Genomic DNA, 18,233 nt, shown 5'->3' with positions numbered 1-18,233 from the left:
CCGCACAGCATGAGCAGCGACCAGCAGTATCCGTACGGGCAGCAGCCGCATCCGTCCTACGGGGACGCGTACGGGCAGCAGCAGCCGGCGGGGTACGACGACGCCTACCGACAGCAGCAGCCGGCGGGGTACGACGACCCGTACCGGCAGCAGCCGTACCGGGACCCGGGCGAGACGCAGACCTGGCAGGGCGAGACCTGGGACACCCAGTACCAGCCGGTCGTGCAGCCCGGCGCGTACCCGCCCGCCGGGGCCGACGGTGCCTGGGCCGGGCCCCGGCCCGAGCCGCAGCCGCAGCAGCATGCGTCCGCTCCGGGGGCGGCCGACACGGCGTACCTGCCGCCGGTGCCCGCCGCCGCGGGTCTGCCGCTGCCGCCCGAGGTGCCCGTTCCGCACGCTCCCGCCCACGCTTCGGCCGCGTACCCGAGCGCGCCCGCCCCCGTGGCGGAGCCGGCGCCCGAGGCCCCGGCCGGATACAGCTCGCCCACGGTCGGCGGCAATGCCCGGATCACGGACGCCCAGCGCGCCCGCGCCGAGGGGCGTTCGCCGATCATCGCGCCGGGCATGCAGCCCGCCGGCCTGACCGCAGTGCTCGCGCTGCTGCTCGCCGGCGGCGCGGCCGTCGGCCCGTACGCGCTGCTCGTGCCGCTGGTGCTGCTCCAGGCCGTCACCGCGGCCGGCTGGTTCCGCCTGAACGGCATGTGGCCGGCCAGGCAGGGCATCGCACTCGCGTTCCTCGGCGGCCTCGCGGCCGACGCCGCGCTCCTCGCCTCCGGCGACGGGAACGCGCCCGCCGCGATCATCGGCACCCTCGGTGTGTGGGTACTGCTGACGCTCGTGCTGCAACTGCGCAGTCATGCCGGGGCCGACGAGAGGATGTACGGCCTCATGGCGACGGTCGCCTCCGCGGCGTTCGCCGTCCTGGCCGCCGGGCATCTCGCCGCCGACGGCGACGCGGTGGTGGTCGGCGCGATCTCGGTCGCCGTCGCCACGACGGTCCGTGCGCTGCCGCTGGGCGGAGTGGTCTCCGTCGTGCTGTCGCTCGCGGCGGCGGCGGGCGCCGGCATCGCGGGCGGCGGCCTCACCGGCATGGGCTCCGGGGGCGTGCTGCTCGGTCTGGCCGCGGGCGGATGCGCCCTGATCGGTCTGCGGGTGGCGAGCTACGACTACCCCTCCCGCTTCGTCCACATGACCGCCGGTGTGGCGCTTCCGCTGACCGCGGCCGCCCCCGCCGTCTACCTGATCGGCCGCGCGCTCGCATAGCCGCCCGCACGGGGGGCAGGTTCGGAACCATCGGCGGCCGCCGGACGTCGATCACTGCGCAGGCGTCGTCCCGACCGGCTCGGGCGGGGCCGGCGTCCGTGGCCGGACAGGGGTGGGGGACACCGAACACATGCGTGCACTGCGAATACTGATCGTCATCGCCGTCGTCCTCGGCGGCCTGTTCGTCGCCGCGGACCGGATCGCGCTCAACATGGCCGAGTCGGAGGCGGCGGAGAGGATCAGGCTCCAGGAGGGGACGGCCGACTCGACTGCCGTGTCCATCAAGGGATTCCCCTTCCTGACGCAGGCGATGGACAGCGAGTTCGACGAGGTCGAGATCAAGCTCGACGGGATCCGGACCAGCGCGGCGGGCCGTCCGGTGCGGATCGAGGAGATGACCGCCGACCTGTTCGACGTCCGGGTCGCCGAGGGGTATTCGAGCGCCACGGCCGCCCGTGCCGAGGGCACCGCCCGCATCAGCTACGAGGACCTCACGGAGGCCGCCGACGACGGTGTCACCGTCGCGTACGGCGAGAACGGCAAGGTGAAGGTCACCGGCTCGGTGACGCTGCCGCTGTTCGGGAAGATCACGCGCAGCGTCGTGTCCACGGTGAGCATCGTCGACGGGGACACGATCAGGGTGCGCGCCGACAAGGTCCCGGGTGAGGGCATCCCCGGGCTCGAGGGCGAGATCCGCGAGAAGACGGACTTCGACCGGAAGCTGGGCGGGCTGCCGGCGGGGCTGAAGCTCCAGAAGGTCGAGGCAGGGCCGGACGGTGTCGTGATCACGGTCGCCGGCAAGGACGTCCGGCTCGCGGGCTGAGCCGGAAGGCCTGAGCCGAGGGGCCTGAGCCGAGTGGGCCGAGCCGGGAGGGCGCCGGACCCGGCCGCGCCTGGCCGGGGCGCGGCGGGCGTGGTCGCGCCGGACCGGGGGCGTGGCCGGACAAGGGTCGCATCGAATGGTGAGACGGCTGTGTCCGCTGTGCAGATGCCCGCGGGACGCTGCTCGCCTCCCGGACGCCCCCGACCGCCCGGAGCGCGGCACGCATACCAGATAGTGGACGATCGCGTCTCAACATACGACACACCGGTGACATGGCCACCGACTCGTCCCTACGATCGGTCCCATGAAGCAGCGACAGGCGGATCTCACGAAGCGGCGGGCAGTAGACCTGTGCCGCGTCGCCGCCATGCTCTGTCGCACTGTCTGAGCGGGAGCACTGCCCCGTATCCCCGGGCCCTTCGACCTCCATGTCAGGGCCGCCCCGTGCCGATCGACGCTCTTTCGCGTACCCGCACACCTCTCGCGCACAACCCCTCGCGCACCACCGCCGCACACTGCCCCGGAGGAGAACAACCATGAGCCGCAGCGACGTCCTTGTAGACGCCGACTGGGTCGAGGCCCACCTCGACGACCCGAAGGTCGTCATCGTCGAGGTCGACGAGGACACCTCGGCCTACGACAAGAACCACATCAGGAACGCGATCCGGATCGACTGGACCAAGGACCTCCAGGACCCGGTCCGCCGCGACTTCATCGACCAGGAGGGCTTCGAGAAGCTCCTGTCGGCGAAGGGCATCGCGAACGACTCCACCGTCGTGCTCTACGGCGGCAACAACAACTGGTTCGCCTCCTACGCCTTCTGGTACTTCAAGCTCTACGGCCACGGCGACGTCCGTCTGCTCGACGGCGGCCGCAAGAAGTGGGAGCTCGACTCCCGCGACCTGGTCGCCGAGGTCCCCGCGCGTCCGGCGACCGAGTACAAGGCCAAGGCCCAGGACACCTCCATCCGCGCCTTCCGCGACGACGTCGTGGCCGCGATCGGCAACCAGAACCTGGTCGACGTGCGTTCGCCCGACGAGTTCAGCGGCAAGCTGCTCGCCCCGGCGCACCTCCCGCAGGAGCAGTCGCAGCGTCCCGGCCACGTGCCCAGCGCCCGCAACATCCCCTGGTCGAAGAACGCCAACGACGACGGCACCTTCAAGTCCGACGAGGAGCTCAAGGCCCTCTACGAGGACGAGCAGGTCGACCTGTCGAAGGACACCATCGCGTACTGCCGCATCGGCGAGCGCTCCGCGCTGACCTGGTTCGTGCTGCACGAGCTGCTCGGTCAGGAGAACGTCAAGAACTACGACGGCTCGTGGACCGAGTACGGCTCCCTCGTCGGCGTGCCGATCGAGCTCGGCGCCAACAAGTAATCCGCCCCGACCTTTTCTGGAGAACAGCATGTGTGGAGCGCAGGCCGGCGGCCCCGACGCCTCGACGATCAAGCCCGGTGAGACCACGATCCAGGGTCAGGTGACCCGCGACGGCGAGCCGGTGACGGGCTACGTCCGTCTCCTGGACTCGACCGGCGAGTTCACCGCCGAGGTCCCGACCTCGGCGACCGGACAGTTCCGCTTCTACGCGGCCGAGGGCACGTGGACCGTGCGCGCGCTCGTGCCCGGCGGCACGGCGGACCGTACGGTCGTCGCCCAGACGGGTGGCCTCTCCGAGGTCGCCATCGCCGTCTGAGTCATTGACAGGCCGAAGGGCCGCACCTCCTGGGGGTTGGACGCTACCGGGACCGAGGTGCGGCCCTTCGGTCGTACGCTGGGGGTATGTACGCCAGGCGTCGGCACGTCTACTTCCTGCTGATGGGCGGCTGCCTGTTCCTCTTCGTCGCCGCCTGGGCCGTGGTGCGGCTGTGGTCCGTGCCCGCGGCGGTGGCCATGTGCGTCGTCGCCATGGTCATCCCGCCGGTCGCCGCCGTGATCGCCAACCGGCGCGGCCCCGAAGACCGCTGGTGGGACGACCCGTCGGGCGACCCGAAGTCCGACGAGTGGTGGGACGAGCTCGACGGCAGGCGCCGGCCGCACCAGTAGGCGGGGCCGGCGGGAAGCGGGGCGCGGTCAGTAGACCAGGGCCTGCACGCCCTCCGGCATGATCTCGCTGACGAACACCTGCGCGCCCGCGATCCGCACGCCCTCGAGCGTGTCCTTCTCCGTGATGTCCCGCCGTGCCGCGCACTGGGTGCACAGCGTGATCTTCCCGTTCGCCTGGATGGACCCGATCAGCTCGGGCAGCGGCGCGGCATGCGGCAGCTCGAACTCGGCCGCCCGCCCCGGCAGCGCGAACCAGGAGGACTCCCCGGTCAGCCAGAGCGAGACCTCCACCCCGCTGGCCGCGGCCACGGCCGCGACCGTGAAGGCCTGGGAGCAGCGCTCGGGTGCGTCGGCACCTGCGGTCACCTTGATCACGAGCTTGTTCGCCATATGCCGAACTGTAATGCGCGGCCGTACAACCCGGATCACCCGATGAGGGTCAGCTGTGTGCGCGGATACGGAATCCGTGCCTCAGGCCTCGTGGGGGGAGCCTCTTGGATACGCAGGGCGACAGGGTGCCGCAAGAGCCGGCGCCTGACACACCACCGGCGCAGGATCCGGCCGTTGAGCCGCGTCCGGTTGCGGTGCCGGCGGGTGCGGGAGAGCCGGCCCCGCCGGCACCGCCCGTCCGCCGACGCGGCCGGACCGCGTCGCTGATCGCGGCCGCCGCGGTGCTCGGCGTGGTGACGGGAGCGGCCACCGGCTACACCGTTCAGTACCACCGCGAGCCCACACCGCTGCCGGTGCTCTCGCAGCCGGAGATCAGAACCCCGAAACCTGTCCGGGCGGGCAGCGACACCACCGCGAGGTCGGTGTCCGTGAACCGCTGGGTGAAGACCGACGGCGATCTCCGTCAGCTGCTGCTCCCGCGGCCCAAGGGTGCGAAGAAGGAGCAGGAGGCCCAGCTGGAGGACCTCTTCTCCTTCGCGACCTGGTTCGAGGACGAGGACCACATGTTCGAGGACCTGGCGGAGCACGACTTCCGCCGGGCCGCGACGGTCAGCTGGTCGCAGGGCGGGAAGGTCTACGTCGACATCAGTCTGGTGCAGTTCCGGGAGATCACGGAGATCAACGCCGAGCGGTTCGGCGAGGGTCAGCAGGCGTACATGAGCGACGACGACTGGGCGGGCAACGAGGGAGAGCCCGTGCCCGGCAGCAGCAACGCCCGTACGTACGTCTTCGACGAACCCCTGCGCGAGGCGGGATACGAACCTCTGTACCAGGGCCGGGCGGTGGCCTGGCGCGGTGATGTCGTGATGATCATCGAGTACGCGAACAACTCGGGACCGGTCGACGAGAAGGACCTGAAGTCGCTCGCCAAGCGTCAGTTGGAGCGACTGTGACCGAGCAGACCGAGCAGACCGAGCAGACCGAGCACGCAGAGCCGCAGCAGCCCGAGTCCGAGCGGACCGCCCCCGGCAGCCCCCGCCGCCGACCGCCGGTGGCACTCGTCGCCACGGCCGTGAGCCTGGCCCTTCTCGCCGGCGCGGGCGCCTGGGGCTGGTCGGCCCTGAAGCGCGCCGACCGCAGTGCGCCCACCGTCATCTGGGCGGAGCCCGCCGAGCATCCGGAGCTGGACTTCCCGGCGGCGGAGCCCACCGGACTGGCCGCCCAGCTGCTGCCCCTGTCGGTCCGGTACGTGGCGGGTCCGGACATCGACGAGTACGGCAACGACAGTTCGCTCGGCGCCGAGCGCGCCGTCGCACTGCTCAAGCAAGGATCGCGCGGCCTGCCGAGCGCGCAGCGCAAACGGCACGACAAGGCCGTCGAGAGGCTCCGCGTCAAGGGCCTCGCCGCACGCAGCTACCGCGACATCGACGGAACGTACATCGTGGAGACCCGGCTGGCGCAGATGGAGAACAGCAAGGCGGTCCGGGACATGGCGGACATCCGGAAGGAGATGGCCGACGCGCTCGGGGTGTTCCGGAAGGGCCCGAAGGTCAAGGGGCATCCGAAGGCCGTGTGCCATCTGCTGCCGGAGAACGACGACCTGGAGCTGGACGCCATGGTCTGCACCGCCCACGTGGGCGAGATCCTGGTGACCACCTACGCGTACGGCTCCGAGTCGCTGCCCACGGGGACCATCGCGGAGATGTTCCGCGACCAGCTCGACCACATCGCTTCGCCCGGGGAGTCCGTGTGACCGACCAGACCGCCGTTACGACGGCACCCGAGCCCGCGTCCGCGCCCGAGTCCGAAGCGGTGCTCCCGGCGCCCGCCGTGTCCCCCGCCCCGCGGAACCGGCGGAAGGTACGGGCTGTGCTGCGCTGGACGGCCGCCGTGCTCGTCTTCGCCGCGGCCGGAACCGGCACGGCCTTCGGTATCGCCTCCCAGGAGCGCACCGAGGTGCCAGGCCTGTCCACGCTGGGCGACGGACGCTGGGACTACCCGAAGCTCACCAAGCCGGTGCTGCCGCCCGGCGCCCCGCTCCCCTTCGTCCAGGAGAACCCGGGCGAGATCCACTACGCGGACCTGGAGCAGCTGCTGCTTCCGGCGCCGACGGGCGCCACGGCGGATCCGACCCTGCGGGGCGAGCGCGGCAGGGTGCCGGTCGAGCGGTATCTGCAGGAGTACGCCGAGGACGGCAGGGAAGACCTGCGCGAGCACCTCACCGAGGGCGGCCTGCGCCACATCGCGGCGCGCGGCTGGTCGATGCCCGACGGCACATCGGTGCGGATCTTCCTGCTTCGCTTCCACACCTCGGCACTCGCCGGGAACTACTTCCGCGCTCAGCTCGGCGGTGCGCCGGACACGATGGTCCGACTCGTGGACGTCGAGGAGATGGCCTCGTACGACCAGGGGTACGGCAACGACGCCAAGGTGGCCTCCACGGAGCGCTACGTATACGACGAGGCCACGCCCCGCGGGCCCGTCCACGTCAGGCACGCGGACATGACAGCCGGCGACATCGTCGCACTGGTCGTGGTCTCCCGTAAGGGTGAGGCCCCGCTCGTGCCCTTCCACCAGACCGTCGTCCTGCAGAACCAGCTGCTCGGCTGACGCGGACCTCACAGAACGGGCGGGGCCCCCGCCCACTAAGCTGGGGCCCGGCCCGCTTTCGCCTCCACGCTCATTCGAGGAGCACCCCGTGATCGTTTTCTTCGAAGCTCTGCTGGTTCTGGTCTGCGTCGGCGTCCTCGCCTTCGCCGGTCTGACCGTGAAGAAGCTGTACCAGGGCCAGCGGTAGTCACCCGTACCCTCGGGACCCGTACCACTCGACACCCTAGAGATCGACAGAGCTGCTCATGATCGAGATCCCGTCCGACCTGAACCCGGACCTCGTCCCCCTCGCGTTCCTGCTGGGCACGTGGGAGGGCGCGGGCGTCGCCGACTTCCCCGGCGCCGAGAAGTGCAACTTCGGACAGTCAGTGACCTTCAGCCACGACGGCCGGGACTTCATCGAGTACGTCTCGCACTCCTGGGTCCTCGACACCGAGGGCAACAAGGTCAAGCCGCTGGAGAGCGAGTCCGGCTACTGGCGCATCGACAAGGAGCGCAAGGTCGAGGTCGTCATGGTCCGCGACCAGGGCATCGTGGAGATCTGGTACGGCGAGCTCGCCCACCAGAAGCCGCAGATCGACCTGGCGACGGACGCCGTCGCCCGCACCGCGGCCTCCGGCCCGTACAGCGGCGGCAAGCGGCTGTACGGCTACGTGAAGAGCGACCTGATGTGGGTGGGCGAGAAGGCCACCCCCGAGGTGTCGCTGCGCCCGTACATGTCGGCGCACCTGAAGAAGGTCGTCACCCCCGAGCAGGTCGAGTCGTGGGCGAAGGACCTCGGTGACCTGCCCGACGACGGCATCGCCTTCTTCAAGTAGGGCTCTTTCTCGGACACGGCACTCCGCCGGCAGGACGTCCTCTTCGCACCGGACGGCCGCCGGACGGTGCGCGCTGCCTACACTGGGGGCGTGGTGAGCACCGACTGGAAGAGCGATCTGCGGCAGCGCGGCTACCGGCTGACTCCGCAGCGCCAGCTTGTCCTCGAGGCCGTCGACTCCCTTGAGCACGCCACGCCGGACGAGATCCTCGGCGAGGTGCGCAAGACCGCGTCCGGAGTGAACATCTCCACGGTGTACCGGACGCTGGAGCTGCTCGAGGAACTGGGCCTCGTCTCGCACGCCCATCTCGGGCACGGCGCGCCCACCTACCATCTCGCCGACCGGCACCACCACCTCCATCTGGTGTGCCGGGACTGTACGGAGGTGATCGAGGCGGACGTCTCGGTCGCCGCGGAGTTCACCGCCAAGCTGCGTGAGACGTTCGGCTTCGAGACGGACATGAAGCACTTCGCCATCTTCGGGCGCTGCAAGGACTGCACGGCGAAGGCCGCGGGAGCCGAGTCGTAGGCTGGGGTCATGTCATCGACCAGCCCACTGTTGTCCCTGCCCGGCGCGGTCCCCGCCGAAGGGCGCGACGAAGGGGTCGCCGCGCACTACGGCGACCTGTTCCGTGAGCAGCGTTCCCTCGCCGACGGCAAGGGTTTCGTCGACCTGTCGCACCGCGGGGTCGTCACCGTCACCGGCGAGGAACGGCTGAGCTGGCTGCATCTGCTGCTCACCCAGCACGTGAGCGAGCTGTCCCCCGGGCAGGCCACGGAGGCGCTGATCCTCTCCGCGCACGGACACATCGAGCACGCCCTGTATCTCGTCGACGACGGCGAGACGGTCTGGGCGCACGTCGAACCGGGCACGCGCGAGGCGCTCATCGCCTACCTGGAGTCGATGAAGTTCTTCTACAAGGCCGAAGTCGCCGACCGCACCGACGAATTCGCGGTCGTCCACCTGCCGGCGGGGTCCATCGCCGAGGTGCCAGAAGGCGTCGTCGTACGGGAGACGGCACACGGCCGCGACCTGTTCCTGCCGCGCGCCGGCCTCGAGGCGTTCGCCGGGGAGGCAGGACCGGCCGTGGGGATCCTCGCGTACGAGGCGCTGCGGGTGGAGAGCCACCGTCCGCGTCTCGGGTTCGAGACCGACCACCGCACGATCCCGCACGAGCTGGGCTGGATCGGCAGCGCCGTGCACCTCCAGAAGGGCTGCTACCGCGGGCAGGAGACCGTCGCACGTGTCCACAACCTGGGGAAGCCGCCGCGCCGCCTGGTCTTCCTCCACCTGGACGGCAGCGAGGTGCACCTGCCCCCGCCCGGTACCCCCGTCCGCCTCGCCTCCGACGGGGCCGAGGGCCGCCAGGTCGGCTTCGTGACGACGTCCGCCCGCCACTACGAGCTGGGGCCGATCGCGCTCGCGCTGGTGAAGCGGAACGTGCCGGTGGACGCCGAGCTGCTGGCCGGCGACACGGCGGCCGCGCAGGAGACGGTCGTCGAGCCGTAGCGCCGACGACCGCCGCCAGGGCCGGTCCGAACGAGAGCCCTAGACCTCGATCAGCACGGTGAACGGGCCGTCGTTGGTGAGCGAGACCCGCATCTTCGCTCCGAACCGGCCCGTTTCCACGTGCGCGCCGAGCGCCCGCAGCTGCGCCACCACCTCGTCGACGAGCGGCTCGGCCACCGGGCCCGGGGCCGCCGCGTTCCATGTGGGGCGGCGACCCTTGCGGGCGTCCCCGTAGAGGGTGAACTGCGAGATCACCAGCAGGGGGGCGCCCACGTCCGAGCAGGACTTCTCGTCCTCGAGCATACGAACCGACCATAGCTTTCTGGCCAGTTGCGCCGCCTTCTCCTCGGTGTCCGTGTGCGTGACCCCCACCAGCACACACAGCCCTTCGCCGGTGATCTCACCGACGGTCTCCGGTCCCGACTCGCCGGGCACCACGACGCTCGCGCCGTCGACCCTCTGTACCACTGCTCGCATACGGAGCAACCTATCGGGGCCGTCCGGGCCGCCATTCAGGGCCGAACGGGTGCGATGCGCCTGCAAGGGGACGTATCGGAGTGGCACCATGCACGAAGGCGGTGCAACCCCTCGGCCCTCCGGGCCCGGGAAGGACCATGCACCGGTCGAGGGGACGGACACACGCACATGAGCACTTCTGGCGCCGGGCAGTCGCTCGGTCCCGTACCGATCCGGCCGCACTCCGCTTCCGCGGTCCGCCCGCCGCGGCAGCGCAGTGGCGCCGAACTGCCCGCGCACCCGGTGCACGACCTCACCGCGCTGCGCCTGCCCGAGCTGCGCACCCTGCGCCGGGACTCGCAGCGCGACGAGGCCGACCTCAGCTATGTGCGGCGGCTGGTCCAGGGCCGTATCGACATCCTCCGGGCCGAGCTGGCCCGCCGTAAGGACCCGGGCACGGCCGGCGACGCACCCGGGGCACAGGTGGTGGACCGACTGGTCGTGGACCGGCTGTCGGAGATCCTCGCCGACCCGCCGTCCACACGCGGGTCCTCCGCCCGCCATGTGACGCTCTCCACACCGCGCGGCGAGGAGTACCGGCGGCTCGCCTCCGAGATGCTCGACGAGGTCCAGCTCTCCGACCTCGACGCCCGCACGGACGAGGAGTTGCACACGGCGATGGGCCGGCTGCTGGGCTACGAGCAGCAGGTCTCGCACCGCCGCCGGCTGCTCCAGCGGACGGCCGACGATTGCAGCGCCGAGATCGCCCGCAGGTACCGTGAAGGCGAAGCACAAGTAGACGACCTGCTCACGTGAAGCGATCCTTCCGGTGGGCGGATCCCCTGCCCCGGAAGGCCGCCGATGTCCTCCTCGTCCTCCTCCAGCCACGCCGCCGCCATAGCTCCGGTCCTCGCCGAGGTGGTGCGTTCCGGCTTCGTGGAGGGCCGGCACAGGGGATCGCTCGTCGTCCTGGCCGCGGACGGCAGCGTGGAACTGGCGCTCGGTGACCCGTCGCTGCCCGTCTTCCCCCGCTCGTCCAACAAGCCGATGCAGGCCGCGGCCGTGCTGCGGGCCGGGCTGGACATCGACGGGGAGCGCCTGGCGCTCGCCGCGGCCAGCCACTCGGGCGAGGCCTTCCACCTCGAGCTCGTACGCAAGATGCTCGCCGGCCACGGGCTGACCGCCGACGAGCTGCTGACCCCGGCGGACCTGCCGCTCGACCCGGTGGAGGCCGAGGCGTACCTCGCGTCGGGGCAGGTGCGCGACAAGGTCGCCATGAACTGCTCCGGCAAGCACGCCGCCATGCTCGCGGTCTGCGCCGTGAACGGCTGGGACCGCAAGGGCTACCTGGACGCCGCCCACCCCCTTCAGCGGCTGGTCCGCACGGTGGTCGAGGACGCGGCGGGCGAACCGGTGGGCGCCGTCGGCACGGACGGCTGCGGCGCACCGCTGATGGCCGTCTCCCTGACGGGCCTGGCCCGCGCCTTCCGGCACTTCGTGCTCGCCGCGCCCGGTACGGCAGAGCGCCGCGTCGCGGACGCGATGCGCGCCCACCCGGAGTACGTCGCCGGTACCCGCCGGCCCGACACCTGGCTGATGCGCGAGGTTCCCGGCACGCTCTCCAAGATGGGTGCGGAGGCGGTGCAGGCGGTGGCGCTGGCGGACGGCCGGGCACTGGCGTTCAAGATCGACGACGGTTCCACCCGGGCGCTGGGGCCGGTGCTGGCGCGGACGCTCACGCTGATGGGCGTGGATTCGCCCGTGGTGGCCCGGATCGGGCACCTGCCGCTGCTCGGCGGGGGCGTCGAGGTCGGGTCGGTGCGGGCGGCGTTCTGATGCCCGGTGCGGCGGAAATCCGGATGCGGCGGCTTCGTCCGCCCGCCTAGCGTGGCGTGCATGACTGTCGAGACGCGCCTGATCGCCGAGTCCGAGTACCCCGACTGGCTCAGGGCGCTGGCCACGGGCTTCCTGCGGCCGCCGGTGGTCACCGACGAGGAAGTGGCCGACCGCCGGGCGGCCACGGATCTCGGCCGGGTCAGGGGCGCGTTCGACGGCGGCCGGTGCGTGGCGACGTACCGTTCCTTCGCCCAGCGGCTCACCACGGTCGGCGGCGCGCGGATCGCGGCGAGCGCGGTCTCCAATGTCACGGTCTCCCCGACGCACCGCCGCCGGGGCCTGCTCAGCCGGATGATCGACGCCGATCTCGCCGAGGCCAAGGAGCGCGGCGACAGCGTCTCGACGCTGATCGCCGCCGAGTACCCGATCTACGGCCGGTACGGCTACGGCCCGGCCACCACCACTGCCGAGTGGTCCGTGGACGTGCCCCGCGCCGGCCTCGACCCGCGGGCCGCGGGCCCGGACGACGGCGGCCGAATCGACCTGGTCGACGGTGACGACGTACGCAAGCTCGGCCCGGAACTCCATCAGCGGCTGGCGGCCACGCAGCACGGCGTCGTCGACCGCGACGAGCGCTGGTGGCGGGTGAACACCGGCCTGGCGCAGCTTCCCGCGCATCCGTGGACGGAGCCGTTCTACGCCGTGTACCGCTCGCCGGACGGCACGGTCGAGGGGCTGCTGACGTACTCGGCGGACGACAAGTGGGGCGACGGCAAGCAGCCGCTCAACACGGCCGCCGTGCGCGACATGATCGCGTTGAGCCCGGCCGCGGAGCGCGCCCTGTGGCGCTTCGTCTGCTCGGTCGACTGGATCACCACGGTCCGCTCCGGCCGCCGTGCCCCGGACGACCTGTTGCCCCACCTGCTGCCCGACCCGCGTGCGGCGCGGATCGTCACGCAGGCGGACTTCCTGTGGCTGCGGCTCCTGGACGTCCCGGCCGTGCTGACCGCGCGGACGTACCAGGGCTCGGAAGCCTTGGTGCTCGACGTGCGGGACGACTCGGCGCTGGCGTCCGGCCGCTTCCGACTGGACGCGTCGCCGTCGGGCGCGTCCTGCACGCCCTCTTCGCAGTCGCCGGACCTGACCCTGGACGTAAGGGAATTGGCCACGCTCTGCCTGGGGGACGAGTCCGCGACCCGCCTCGCGGCCCTGGGCCGCATCGACGAGCACACCGTGGGTGCGGTCGCGCGGGCGGACCTGCTGTTCCGTACGGGACGCCGGCCCTGGTGCCCCGACGTGTTCTGAGGTCGGGGCGGGCGGTGGCCTGCGCCCTCGCGGTCAGGCCCCGGCGGTCGGCGCGGGGCCAGGAGCGGGAAGCCGCCGATGGTGGCGCAGGTCGTGCTCTCCGACCAGGGACCGACCTTCAACAAGGCGGGACCGGCCGCCGACGTCGTGTCCGACGGCTGATCAGCCCTCGGACACGAGCGCCGTCAGGGCCCAGTGCTGACCGCCGGAGCGATCAGCAGGAAGCTGCCGATACCGGCGCAGGCCGCGTTCTCCGCCTTGATGCCGACCGCGAGCAGGGCGAGCCCCAGGGCGGCGACGAAGCCGTACCGCAGCTGCACGTACTGCTCGGCGAGGAGGGTGATGAGAGGCATGGGGATCACTCCTTCGAGGGAGAGGCGCCGGGCTCGCACTCCGTTGTGCTGCGGGGCTGACAACTGGACCGGACTCTAGGTCAACTGCCGTACAAATTCGTCTGGTTGACCTGTGTGAGTGATGCCCCCTGGGGGCATGGTCGCAAACTTGTCTGGTTGCTTGTTTCTTGTCGGGTCGCTGCGAGGCATCTCTCCATGGCTGTACGTCAGTTGTAAGGTTGCGGCGTGACGAGTCATGGATCTGTCCCGCGAGACCACACGCACAGGTACCTGTCGGTCGCCGATGCCCTGCGCAGGGAGATCAACGACGGGACGCGCCGACCGGGCGACCGTCTGCCCACCCAGAGCGAGCTGGTCTCCCGGTTCGGTGTGTCCCGGGCGACGGTGAACCGGGCCATCGAAGTCCTCAGGGAGCAGGGGCTCATCGAGTCACGGCAGGGCAGCGGGACGTTCGTGAGCCGGAGCGAGCGCAGCATCCCGGCGCAGACCGGCGCGGGTGACGGCGAGGACGTGTGGGCGGTCGTCTCCGAGCGCGTGCCGCCGGTGGTGCTCGCGCCCTACCTGGAAGAGGCGTTCGAGGCCACGGAGGTCACCCTCGATGTCTTCTCGATGACCACGGAGACCCTCGCGGCCAGGGTGTCCGCCCAGAAGACCCGCATCATGGACGGCGAGATCCGCCCGCCACGCAGCATCAGCGCCCGGCTGATGCTCCCGGACACCGACTCTCCCGTCCTGGCGATCCCACGGCTGAAGGACGGGCGGGACGATCCCCGCGTACGGCGCCGGTTGCGAGGCATTCTCCAGGCGCACGCGTCCATGCTCAGCCAGTCTCTGTACGAGCTGCGCGACCGCGGACTGGTCTCCGAGGTCTCGGTCGAGGTCCGGCTGGTCCCGTTCGCGCCGCAGCTCAAGCTGTACATCCTCAACCGCCGGCTGGCGCTCCAGGGTTTCTACCCGCCGGAGCTGGGGACGATCACCGTCCCTCCGGACGGTGAGGAGGTGACGATCCTGGACGCGTACGGTACCGGGGCGACCCTGTTCCCCTTCCGTGCGGCCGCCGACTCCACACCCGAGCAGGTCGGCATCGTGCGGGCGTTCCAGTACCTCTTCGATTCGATGTGGAAGCACCAGGCCAAAGAGGCGGATTTCTGACCGTGCCATCTGTCACCACATCCGTGGCGGTCCCGGACGCGATGCGGGAGATGCTCTCCCGGGCCCGGTGCATCGTGTTCGACCTGGACGGCCCGATCGCGCGGGTCTTCGCCAAAGAGCCCGCGGCCGTCATCGCCCACGAGCTGTGGGAGATCGCCGAACGCGACGGCTGCCTGGTCGAGGAACTGCGCGGCTGCTCCGACCCGATCGCCCTCCTGTACGGGCACACCGCGGAGATGCGCAGGAACAACGGCGACGGCGGCTGGGCGGAGACCGTCGCCAAGATGCACGACCAACTCGACGCCTACGAGCGCAAGGCCGCCGAGTCGGCGACGCCCACACCCGGCGCCGCCGCCTTCATCGAGGCGTGCCACGCGTCCGGAAGGACCCTCTCCATCGCGACGAACAACCACGTGGACGCCGCGACACGGATCCTGGCGCGCATGTCCGTGCGCCACTGCTTCGAGGGCCCGGTGGTCGGCCGGGGCCGGAACGCGCTGCTGATGAAACCCCATCCGGCGCCTCTCAGGGAGGCCATGCTGCGCGGAGTCGCCGTGGACCGGCACCTGATGATCGGCGACACAGGTACGGACTTCCGGGCCGCCCGGGAAGTGGGAATGCCGTTCTACGGGTACCACCGGTCCGAGCGGGGAAGGCGACGGCTGCGGGAGGCCGGTGTGCCGCTGATCGCTTCCGGGATGGCGGAGTTCCTTCCGTTCGTCTGAGGCGGTCGCGGCCGAAGACCCACGGCGGCGCGGCAGTTGTACCGTGCTTGTGGAGGAGGACCGCACCACCCAGGGGAGGTCCGTGAACGAGGAGGCGGCCGCATTCACACGGGGGCAGCGAGCATGACGGCCGAGCCTTCGGCGAGGGTGTGGCAGCAGGCCGTGCGGCTCAGCGCCGGCGAGGCGCTGATCGAAGGGCCGCTCAAGGGGTACCACCACGAGACCTACGCCTTCCCGCTGCCCCATCCGGCGGGCGGCGCCGGGACGGTCCGCTGGAAGTGCCGGGAGCCCCGCGAGGGGATCCTCCGCTTCGACCGGCGCTCCTTCCCCTCGGAAGGGGCGCTGGTCCGCGCTCTGGCCGGTCATGTCTCCAGCGTCCCGGAAATCATCGTGGTCGACGACATCGGCCTCCAGCGGTTCATCGAGGGGTCGACGCTCGCCCTGCACGGGCGTCCGGGCACCGCTGTCCAGGAGGCTCATGTCGCCCAGATCGAGCGGCTGTTCCGCGAGCTCGCGGCCGTTCCCACGGCCGCGCTGCCGCCGGAGGAACCGGCCCACGCGGCGGGAGGCGCCGCCGACGGGGACTGCGGCGCGTTCGCCGAAGGGCTGATCCGCTTCACGGAGGAGCGCGTCCACCAGGCGCACCGGCCCGTGTACGGGCGGCTGTTCCAGGAGCTCGGCGTGCCCGAGGAAGGACTGCTGCGGCTCGTGGAGCGGACGCGCTCCTTCAGCAGACGCCCCTTCTGTCTCCTGCACGGGGACCTGCACCGGGAGAACTTCATCGTCGACGGCGACGGCCGGCTGTGGACGATCGACTGGGAACTGGCCATGTTCGGCGACCCGCTGTACGACCTCGCCACCCATCTGCACCTGATGGGATATCCGGCGGAGCAGGAGGCGGCGGTGGCGCGCCGCTGGCGGGACGCGGTCGAGGAGGCGCGGCCGGGCAGCTCGCGCGGATGGCGCAAGGACCTGCCGCATCTGCTGCGCTACAAGCGGGCCCAGTCCGTCTACACCGACGTCATCCGCGCCGCCCTCGGGGTGGCCCGGAGGGACATCGACTGGCGTGCCCTTCAGGCGACTTCGCACAAGCTGCGGACGGTCCTCGCCCGGGGGCGTTCCGCGCTGGGCTCGGGGCCGCCGCCCGACGTGCCCCGCATCATGACCGCCCTGGTGTCGTTCAGCGTGTCCGCGCCCTGAACAGCACCCCCGACAGTGCGACCGCCACCGCCAGGATCACCCCGCACCAGGCCAGCGCCGTCCACGGTGCCGTGCCGACCGGCTCGTCGTGCAGGAGGCCGCGGAGGGACTCGATCAGCGGCGTGACCGGCTGGTGGTCGGCGAAGCCGTGGAGCCAGGACGGCATGGTCTCCACGGGGACGAACGCGCTGCTCGGATAGGGCAGGAACATCATGAAGAAGGTGAAGCCGGATGCCGCTTCCGGTGTCCTCGCCATGAGGCCGACCGCCGCGGACAGCCAGGAGACCGCCACCAGGAAGGCCAGCAGGATGCCGGCCGCGGCGAACCAGCCGGCCGCGGAGGCCGACGGGCGGAAACCGATGGCGAGGCCGACGGAGAGGACGAGTGCGGTCGAGAAGACGTTGCGCACGGTGCTCGCCACGACATGACCGGCCAGGATCGACGTGCCGCCGACGTCCAGGGACCGGAAGCGGTCGATGATGCCGCCCTTCATGTCCTCGCTCACCCGGACCGCCGTGCCGGACGAGCCGAAGGCGGAGCAGAGCACGAGGATGCCCGGGACGACGTAGTTGACGTACTCCGTACCGGTGTTGATGGCTCCGCCGAAGAAGTAGACGAAGACGAGCATCAGCATGACGGGCAGCATCATCGAGGTGATGACGGCGTCGACGTCGCGGCGGCTGAGGCGGACGCAGCGGCCGGTCATGGTCAGGGCGGGGGTCAGCAGGCGCCCGGCGGCCGACGTCTCAGACATGGGTGGGCTCCTGCCGGGTGGCGGTGCCGGTCCGGGTGAGGGACAGGAACACGTCGTCGAGGGTCGTCGTGTGCAGCGAGAAGCGGGAGACGTCCCGCCGCTCCGGGTCGATGTCGTCGAGCAGCGCCCGTACCTCGAGGGCGGTGCCGTCGGTCGGCAGGCCGAGCGTGAGCGACTCGGGGGAGCGGTGCACGGCGCGTTGCTCGTGCCGTGCGTAGGCGGCCCGGTCGGTGAACACGATGTCCAGGCGGTGGCCGCCGACCTCCGCCTTGAGCTGCGCGGCGGTGCCTTCCGCCACCATGCGGCCCGTGTCCATGACGGCGACGCGGTCGGCGAGCCGGTCGGCCTCCTCCAGGTACTGGGTGGTCAGGAAGACCGTGGTGCCGCGACGGGAGAGGTCGCGGACCACCTGCCAGAGCTCCCGGCGGCTGCGCGGGTCGAGGCCGGTCGTCGGCTCGTCCAGGAACACGACCTCCGGGTCGCCGACGAGCCCGGCGGCGAGATCGAGGCGGCGGCGCATGCCGCCGGAGTACGTCATGGCGAGGCGGCGCCCGGCGGCGGCGAGGTCGAAGCGTTCCAGCAGCTCGGCCGCGCGGCGGCGTGACGCCGCGCGGGACAGGCCGCTGAGGCGGGCCATCATGCGGAGGTTCTCCTCGCCGGTCTGCTTCTCGTCGACCGCGGCGAACTGGCCGGTGAGGCTGATGGCCCGGCGTACCCGGCGTCGGTCGGCCGTCACGTCGTGTCCCGCCACACGGGCACGTCCCGCGTCGGCGGCGGTGAGTGTGGCGAGGATCCGCACGGTCGTCGTCTTGCCCGCCCCGTTCGGCCCGAGCAGCGAGAAGACGCTGCCCCTTTCGACCCGGAGGTCGACGCCGTCGAGCACCGTCACTTTCCCGTAGGCCTTGCGCAGGCAGTGCGCCTCGATCGCCGGCCCTGAGGCGGGCGTGGCGTGCGGCGGCCGTCGGGTGGCCGTCGGTCGTGCGGTGCTCATCATGGC

At 71.4% G+C, this 18,233-nt stretch carries 23 protein-coding genes; 18 read left to right on the top strand and 5 right to left on the bottom strand.

Features of this window, described 5'->3' with window-relative positions:
• The first annotated feature begins 9 nt into the window (after nt 1-9).
• The 6 genes from ACTMTU_RS31390 (at nt 10) to ACTMTU_RS31365 (ending at nt 4,128) form a co-directional block, all read left to right on the top strand.
• Nucleotides 10-1,263, top strand: coding sequence for a hypothetical protein (locus ACTMTU_RS31390; RefSeq protein WP_441266809.1), 1,254 nt, complete (start codon nt 10-12; stop codon nt 1,261-1,263).
• A gap of 130 nt (nt 1,264-1,393) precedes the next feature.
• Nucleotides 1,394-2,086 carry an LmeA family phospholipid-binding protein gene (locus ACTMTU_RS31385; RefSeq protein ID WP_441266808.1) on the top strand — a complete coding sequence of 231 codons (693 nt, stop codon included), beginning with the start codon at nt 1,394-1,396 and terminating at the stop codon, nt 2,084-2,086.
• Nucleotides 2,087-2,390: 304 nt separating this feature from the next.
• Entirely contained in the window at nt 2,391-2,474 is an 84-nt protein-coding gene (locus ACTMTU_RS31380) for a putative leader peptide (protein WP_355648638.1), read from the top strand.
• A 148-nt stretch (nt 2,475-2,622) separates the two neighbouring features.
• Nucleotides 2,623-3,462: a sulfurtransferase gene (locus ACTMTU_RS31375; protein WP_441266807.1), complete on the top strand. Its 840-nt coding sequence runs from the start codon at nt 2,623-2,625 to the stop codon at nt 3,460-3,462.
• A gap of 28 nt (nt 3,463-3,490) precedes the next feature.
• A complete protein-coding gene (locus ACTMTU_RS31370) occupies nt 3,491-3,778 on the top strand; it encodes a DUF1416 domain-containing protein (protein WP_005315529.1) in 288 nt (95 codons plus the stop codon).
• 86 nt (nt 3,779-3,864) lie between these two features.
• A complete protein-coding gene (locus ACTMTU_RS31365) occupies nt 3,865-4,128 on the top strand; it encodes a DUF3099 domain-containing protein (RefSeq protein WP_441266806.1) in 264 nt (87 codons plus the stop codon).
• A 27-nt stretch (nt 4,129-4,155) separates the two neighbouring features.
• Here ACTMTU_RS31365 and ACTMTU_RS31360 read toward each other — a convergent pair whose 3' ends face one another.
• A complete protein-coding gene (locus ACTMTU_RS31360) occupies nt 4,156-4,518 on the bottom strand; it encodes a DsrE family protein (protein ID WP_441266805.1) in 363 nt (120 codons plus the stop codon).
• A 290-nt stretch (nt 4,519-4,808) separates the two neighbouring features.
• Here ACTMTU_RS31360 and ACTMTU_RS31355 point away from each other — a divergent pair, with 290 nt between their 5' ends.
• The 6 genes from ACTMTU_RS31355 (at nt 4,809) to ygfZ (ending at nt 9,455) form a co-directional block, all read left to right on the top strand.
• Nucleotides 4,809-5,471: a hypothetical protein gene (locus tag ACTMTU_RS31355; RefSeq protein ID WP_441266804.1), complete on the top strand. Its 663-nt coding sequence runs from the start codon at nt 4,809-4,811 to the stop codon at nt 5,469-5,471.
• Nucleotides 5,468-6,271, top strand: coding sequence for a hypothetical protein (locus tag ACTMTU_RS31350; protein WP_441266803.1), 804 nt, complete (start codon nt 5,468-5,470; stop codon nt 6,269-6,271). Before ACTMTU_RS31355 ends, ACTMTU_RS31350 begins: the two co-directional genes overlap by 4 nt.
• Nucleotides 6,268-7,128 (top strand): hypothetical protein, encoded by an 861-nt coding sequence (locus ACTMTU_RS31345; protein ID WP_441266802.1) that lies wholly within the window; start codon nt 6,268-6,270, stop codon nt 7,126-7,128. The genes ACTMTU_RS31350 and ACTMTU_RS31345 overlap by 4 nt, the downstream gene beginning before the upstream one ends.
• A gap of 245 nt (nt 7,129-7,373) precedes the next feature.
• Entirely contained in the window at nt 7,374-7,946 is a 573-nt protein-coding gene (locus tag ACTMTU_RS31340; RefSeq protein WP_441266801.1) for an FABP family protein, read from the top strand.
• A gap of 90 nt (nt 7,947-8,036) precedes the next feature.
• On the top strand, nt 8,037-8,474 hold the full coding sequence (locus ACTMTU_RS31335) for a Fur family transcriptional regulator (RefSeq protein ID WP_441266800.1): 438 nt from the start codon (nt 8,037-8,039) through the stop codon (nt 8,472-8,474).
• Between the two features lie 9 nt (nt 8,475-8,483).
• On the top strand, nt 8,484-9,455 hold the full coding sequence (ygfZ, locus tag ACTMTU_RS31330; protein ID WP_441266799.1) for a CAF17-like 4Fe-4S cluster assembly/insertion protein YgfZ: 972 nt from the start codon (nt 8,484-8,486) through the stop codon (nt 9,453-9,455).
• A 39-nt stretch (nt 9,456-9,494) separates the two neighbouring features.
• Here the strand turns inward: ygfZ and dtd are convergent, their stop codons facing one another.
• Nucleotides 9,495-9,932 (bottom strand): D-aminoacyl-tRNA deacylase, encoded by a 438-nt coding sequence (gene dtd, locus ACTMTU_RS31325; RefSeq protein WP_441266798.1) that lies wholly within the window; start codon nt 9,930-9,932, stop codon nt 9,495-9,497.
• A 168-nt stretch (nt 9,933-10,100) separates the two neighbouring features.
• On the opposite strand from dtd, the gene ACTMTU_RS31320 reads away from it, so the two are divergent.
• From ACTMTU_RS31320 to ACTMTU_RS31310, 3 genes are read left to right on the top strand one after another with little or no spacing between them, the layout of a single operon-like run.
• Complete coding sequence (locus ACTMTU_RS31320) at nt 10,101-10,727, top strand: RsiG family protein (RefSeq protein WP_441266797.1); 627 nt, start codon at nt 10,101-10,103, stop codon at nt 10,725-10,727.
• Between the two features lie 45 nt (nt 10,728-10,772).
• Nucleotides 10,773-11,747 (top strand): asparaginase, encoded by a 975-nt coding sequence (locus ACTMTU_RS31315; RefSeq protein ID WP_441266796.1) that lies wholly within the window; start codon nt 10,773-10,775, stop codon nt 11,745-11,747.
• A gap of 60 nt (nt 11,748-11,807) precedes the next feature.
• A complete protein-coding gene (locus tag ACTMTU_RS31310) occupies nt 11,808-13,052 on the top strand; it encodes a GNAT family N-acetyltransferase (RefSeq protein ID WP_441266795.1) in 1,245 nt (414 codons plus the stop codon).
• Between the two features lie 185 nt (nt 13,053-13,237).
• Here the strand turns inward: ACTMTU_RS31310 and ACTMTU_RS31305 are convergent, their stop codons facing one another.
• On the bottom strand, nt 13,238-13,405 hold the full coding sequence (locus ACTMTU_RS31305; RefSeq protein ID WP_167306843.1) for a hypothetical protein: 168 nt from the start codon (nt 13,403-13,405) through the stop codon (nt 13,238-13,240).
• A 225-nt stretch (nt 13,406-13,630) separates the two neighbouring features.
• On the opposite strand from ACTMTU_RS31305, the gene ACTMTU_RS31300 reads away from it, so the two are divergent.
• From ACTMTU_RS31300 to ACTMTU_RS31290, 3 genes are all read left to right on the top strand, one after another.
• Nucleotides 13,631-14,557, top strand: coding sequence for a GntR family transcriptional regulator (locus ACTMTU_RS31300; RefSeq protein ID WP_159690384.1), 927 nt, complete (start codon nt 13,631-13,633; stop codon nt 14,555-14,557).
• Between the two features lie 2 nt (nt 14,558-14,559).
• A complete protein-coding gene (locus ACTMTU_RS31295; RefSeq protein ID WP_441266794.1) occupies nt 14,560-15,282 on the top strand; it encodes an HAD family hydrolase in 723 nt (240 codons plus the stop codon).
• 123 nt (nt 15,283-15,405) lie between these two features.
• Nucleotides 15,406-16,482 carry a phosphotransferase gene (locus tag ACTMTU_RS31290; protein ID WP_441266793.1) on the top strand — a complete coding sequence of 359 codons (1,077 nt, stop codon included), beginning with the start codon at nt 15,406-15,408 and terminating at the stop codon, nt 16,480-16,482.
• Here the strand turns inward: ACTMTU_RS31290 and ACTMTU_RS31285 are convergent.
• Nucleotides 16,463-17,236, bottom strand: coding sequence for an ABC transporter permease (locus tag ACTMTU_RS31285; protein WP_441266792.1), 774 nt, complete (start codon nt 17,234-17,236; stop codon nt 16,463-16,465). The genes ACTMTU_RS31290 and ACTMTU_RS31285 overlap by 20 nt on opposite strands.
• Entirely contained in the window at nt 17,229-18,227 is a 999-nt protein-coding gene (locus tag ACTMTU_RS31280) for an ATP-binding cassette domain-containing protein (protein WP_441266791.1), read from the bottom strand. The genes ACTMTU_RS31285 and ACTMTU_RS31280 overlap by 8 nt, the downstream gene beginning before the upstream one ends.
• Between the last annotated feature and the right edge of the window lie 6 nt (nt 18,228-18,233).

This window comes from Streptomyces sp. OZ13 (assembly GCF_052068155.1).
In the GTDB taxonomy this organism is placed as follows: Bacteria; Actinomycetota; Actinomycetes; order Streptomycetales; family Streptomycetaceae; genus Streptomyces.
The sequence above is the reverse complement of the archived record's forward strand: the minus strand, read 5'-3'. Positions and strand labels throughout refer to the sequence as shown.

Excerpts from the sequence above, each read along its gene's own strand:
- ACTMTU_RS31390 (WP_441266809.1), top strand. The coding sequence starts at position 10 with ATGAGCAGCGACCAGCAGTATCCGTACGGGCAGCAGCCGCATCCGTCC.
- ACTMTU_RS31385 (WP_441266808.1), top strand. The coding sequence starts at position 1,394 with ATGCGTGCACTGCGAATACTGATCGTCATCGCCGTCGTCCTCGGCGGC.
- ACTMTU_RS31380 (WP_355648638.1), top strand. The coding sequence starts at position 2,391 with ATGAAGCAGCGACAGGCGGATCTCACGAAGCGGCGGGCAGTAGACCTG.
- ACTMTU_RS31375 (WP_441266807.1), top strand. The coding sequence starts at position 2,623 with ATGAGCCGCAGCGACGTCCTTGTAGACGCCGACTGGGTCGAGGCCCAC.
- ACTMTU_RS31370 (WP_005315529.1), top strand. The coding sequence starts at position 3,491 with ATGTGTGGAGCGCAGGCCGGCGGCCCCGACGCCTCGACGATCAAGCCC.
- ACTMTU_RS31365 (WP_441266806.1), top strand. The coding sequence starts at position 3,865 with ATGTACGCCAGGCGTCGGCACGTCTACTTCCTGCTGATGGGCGGCTGC.
- ACTMTU_RS31360 (WP_441266805.1), bottom strand. The coding sequence starts at position 4,518 with ATGGCGAACAAGCTCGTGATCAAGGTGACCGCAGGTGCCGACGCACCC.
- ACTMTU_RS31340 (WP_441266801.1), top strand. The coding sequence starts at position 7,374 with ATGATCGAGATCCCGTCCGACCTGAACCCGGACCTCGTCCCCCTCGCG.
- ygfZ (WP_441266799.1), top strand. The coding sequence starts at position 8,484 with ATGTCATCGACCAGCCCACTGTTGTCCCTGCCCGGCGCGGTCCCCGCC.
- dtd (WP_441266798.1), bottom strand. The coding sequence starts at position 9,932 with ATGCGAGCAGTGGTACAGAGGGTCGACGGCGCGAGCGTCGTGGTGCCC.
- ACTMTU_RS31320 (WP_441266797.1), top strand. The coding sequence starts at position 10,101 with ATGAGCACTTCTGGCGCCGGGCAGTCGCTCGGTCCCGTACCGATCCGG.
- ACTMTU_RS31315 (WP_441266796.1), top strand. The coding sequence starts at position 10,773 with ATGTCCTCCTCGTCCTCCTCCAGCCACGCCGCCGCCATAGCTCCGGTC.
- ACTMTU_RS31310 (WP_441266795.1), top strand. The coding sequence starts at position 11,808 with ATGACTGTCGAGACGCGCCTGATCGCCGAGTCCGAGTACCCCGACTGG.
- ACTMTU_RS31305 (WP_167306843.1), bottom strand. The coding sequence starts at position 13,405 with ATGCCTCTCATCACCCTCCTCGCCGAGCAGTACGTGCAGCTGCGGTAC.
- ACTMTU_RS31290 (WP_441266793.1), top strand. The coding sequence starts at position 15,406 with ATGACGGCCGAGCCTTCGGCGAGGGTGTGGCAGCAGGCCGTGCGGCTC.
- ACTMTU_RS31285 (WP_441266792.1), bottom strand. The coding sequence starts at position 17,236 with ATGTCTGAGACGTCGGCCGCCGGGCGCCTGCTGACCCCCGCCCTGACC.
- ACTMTU_RS31280 (WP_441266791.1), bottom strand. The coding sequence starts at position 18,227 with ATGAGCACCGCACGACCGACGGCCACCCGACGGCCGCCGCACGCCACG.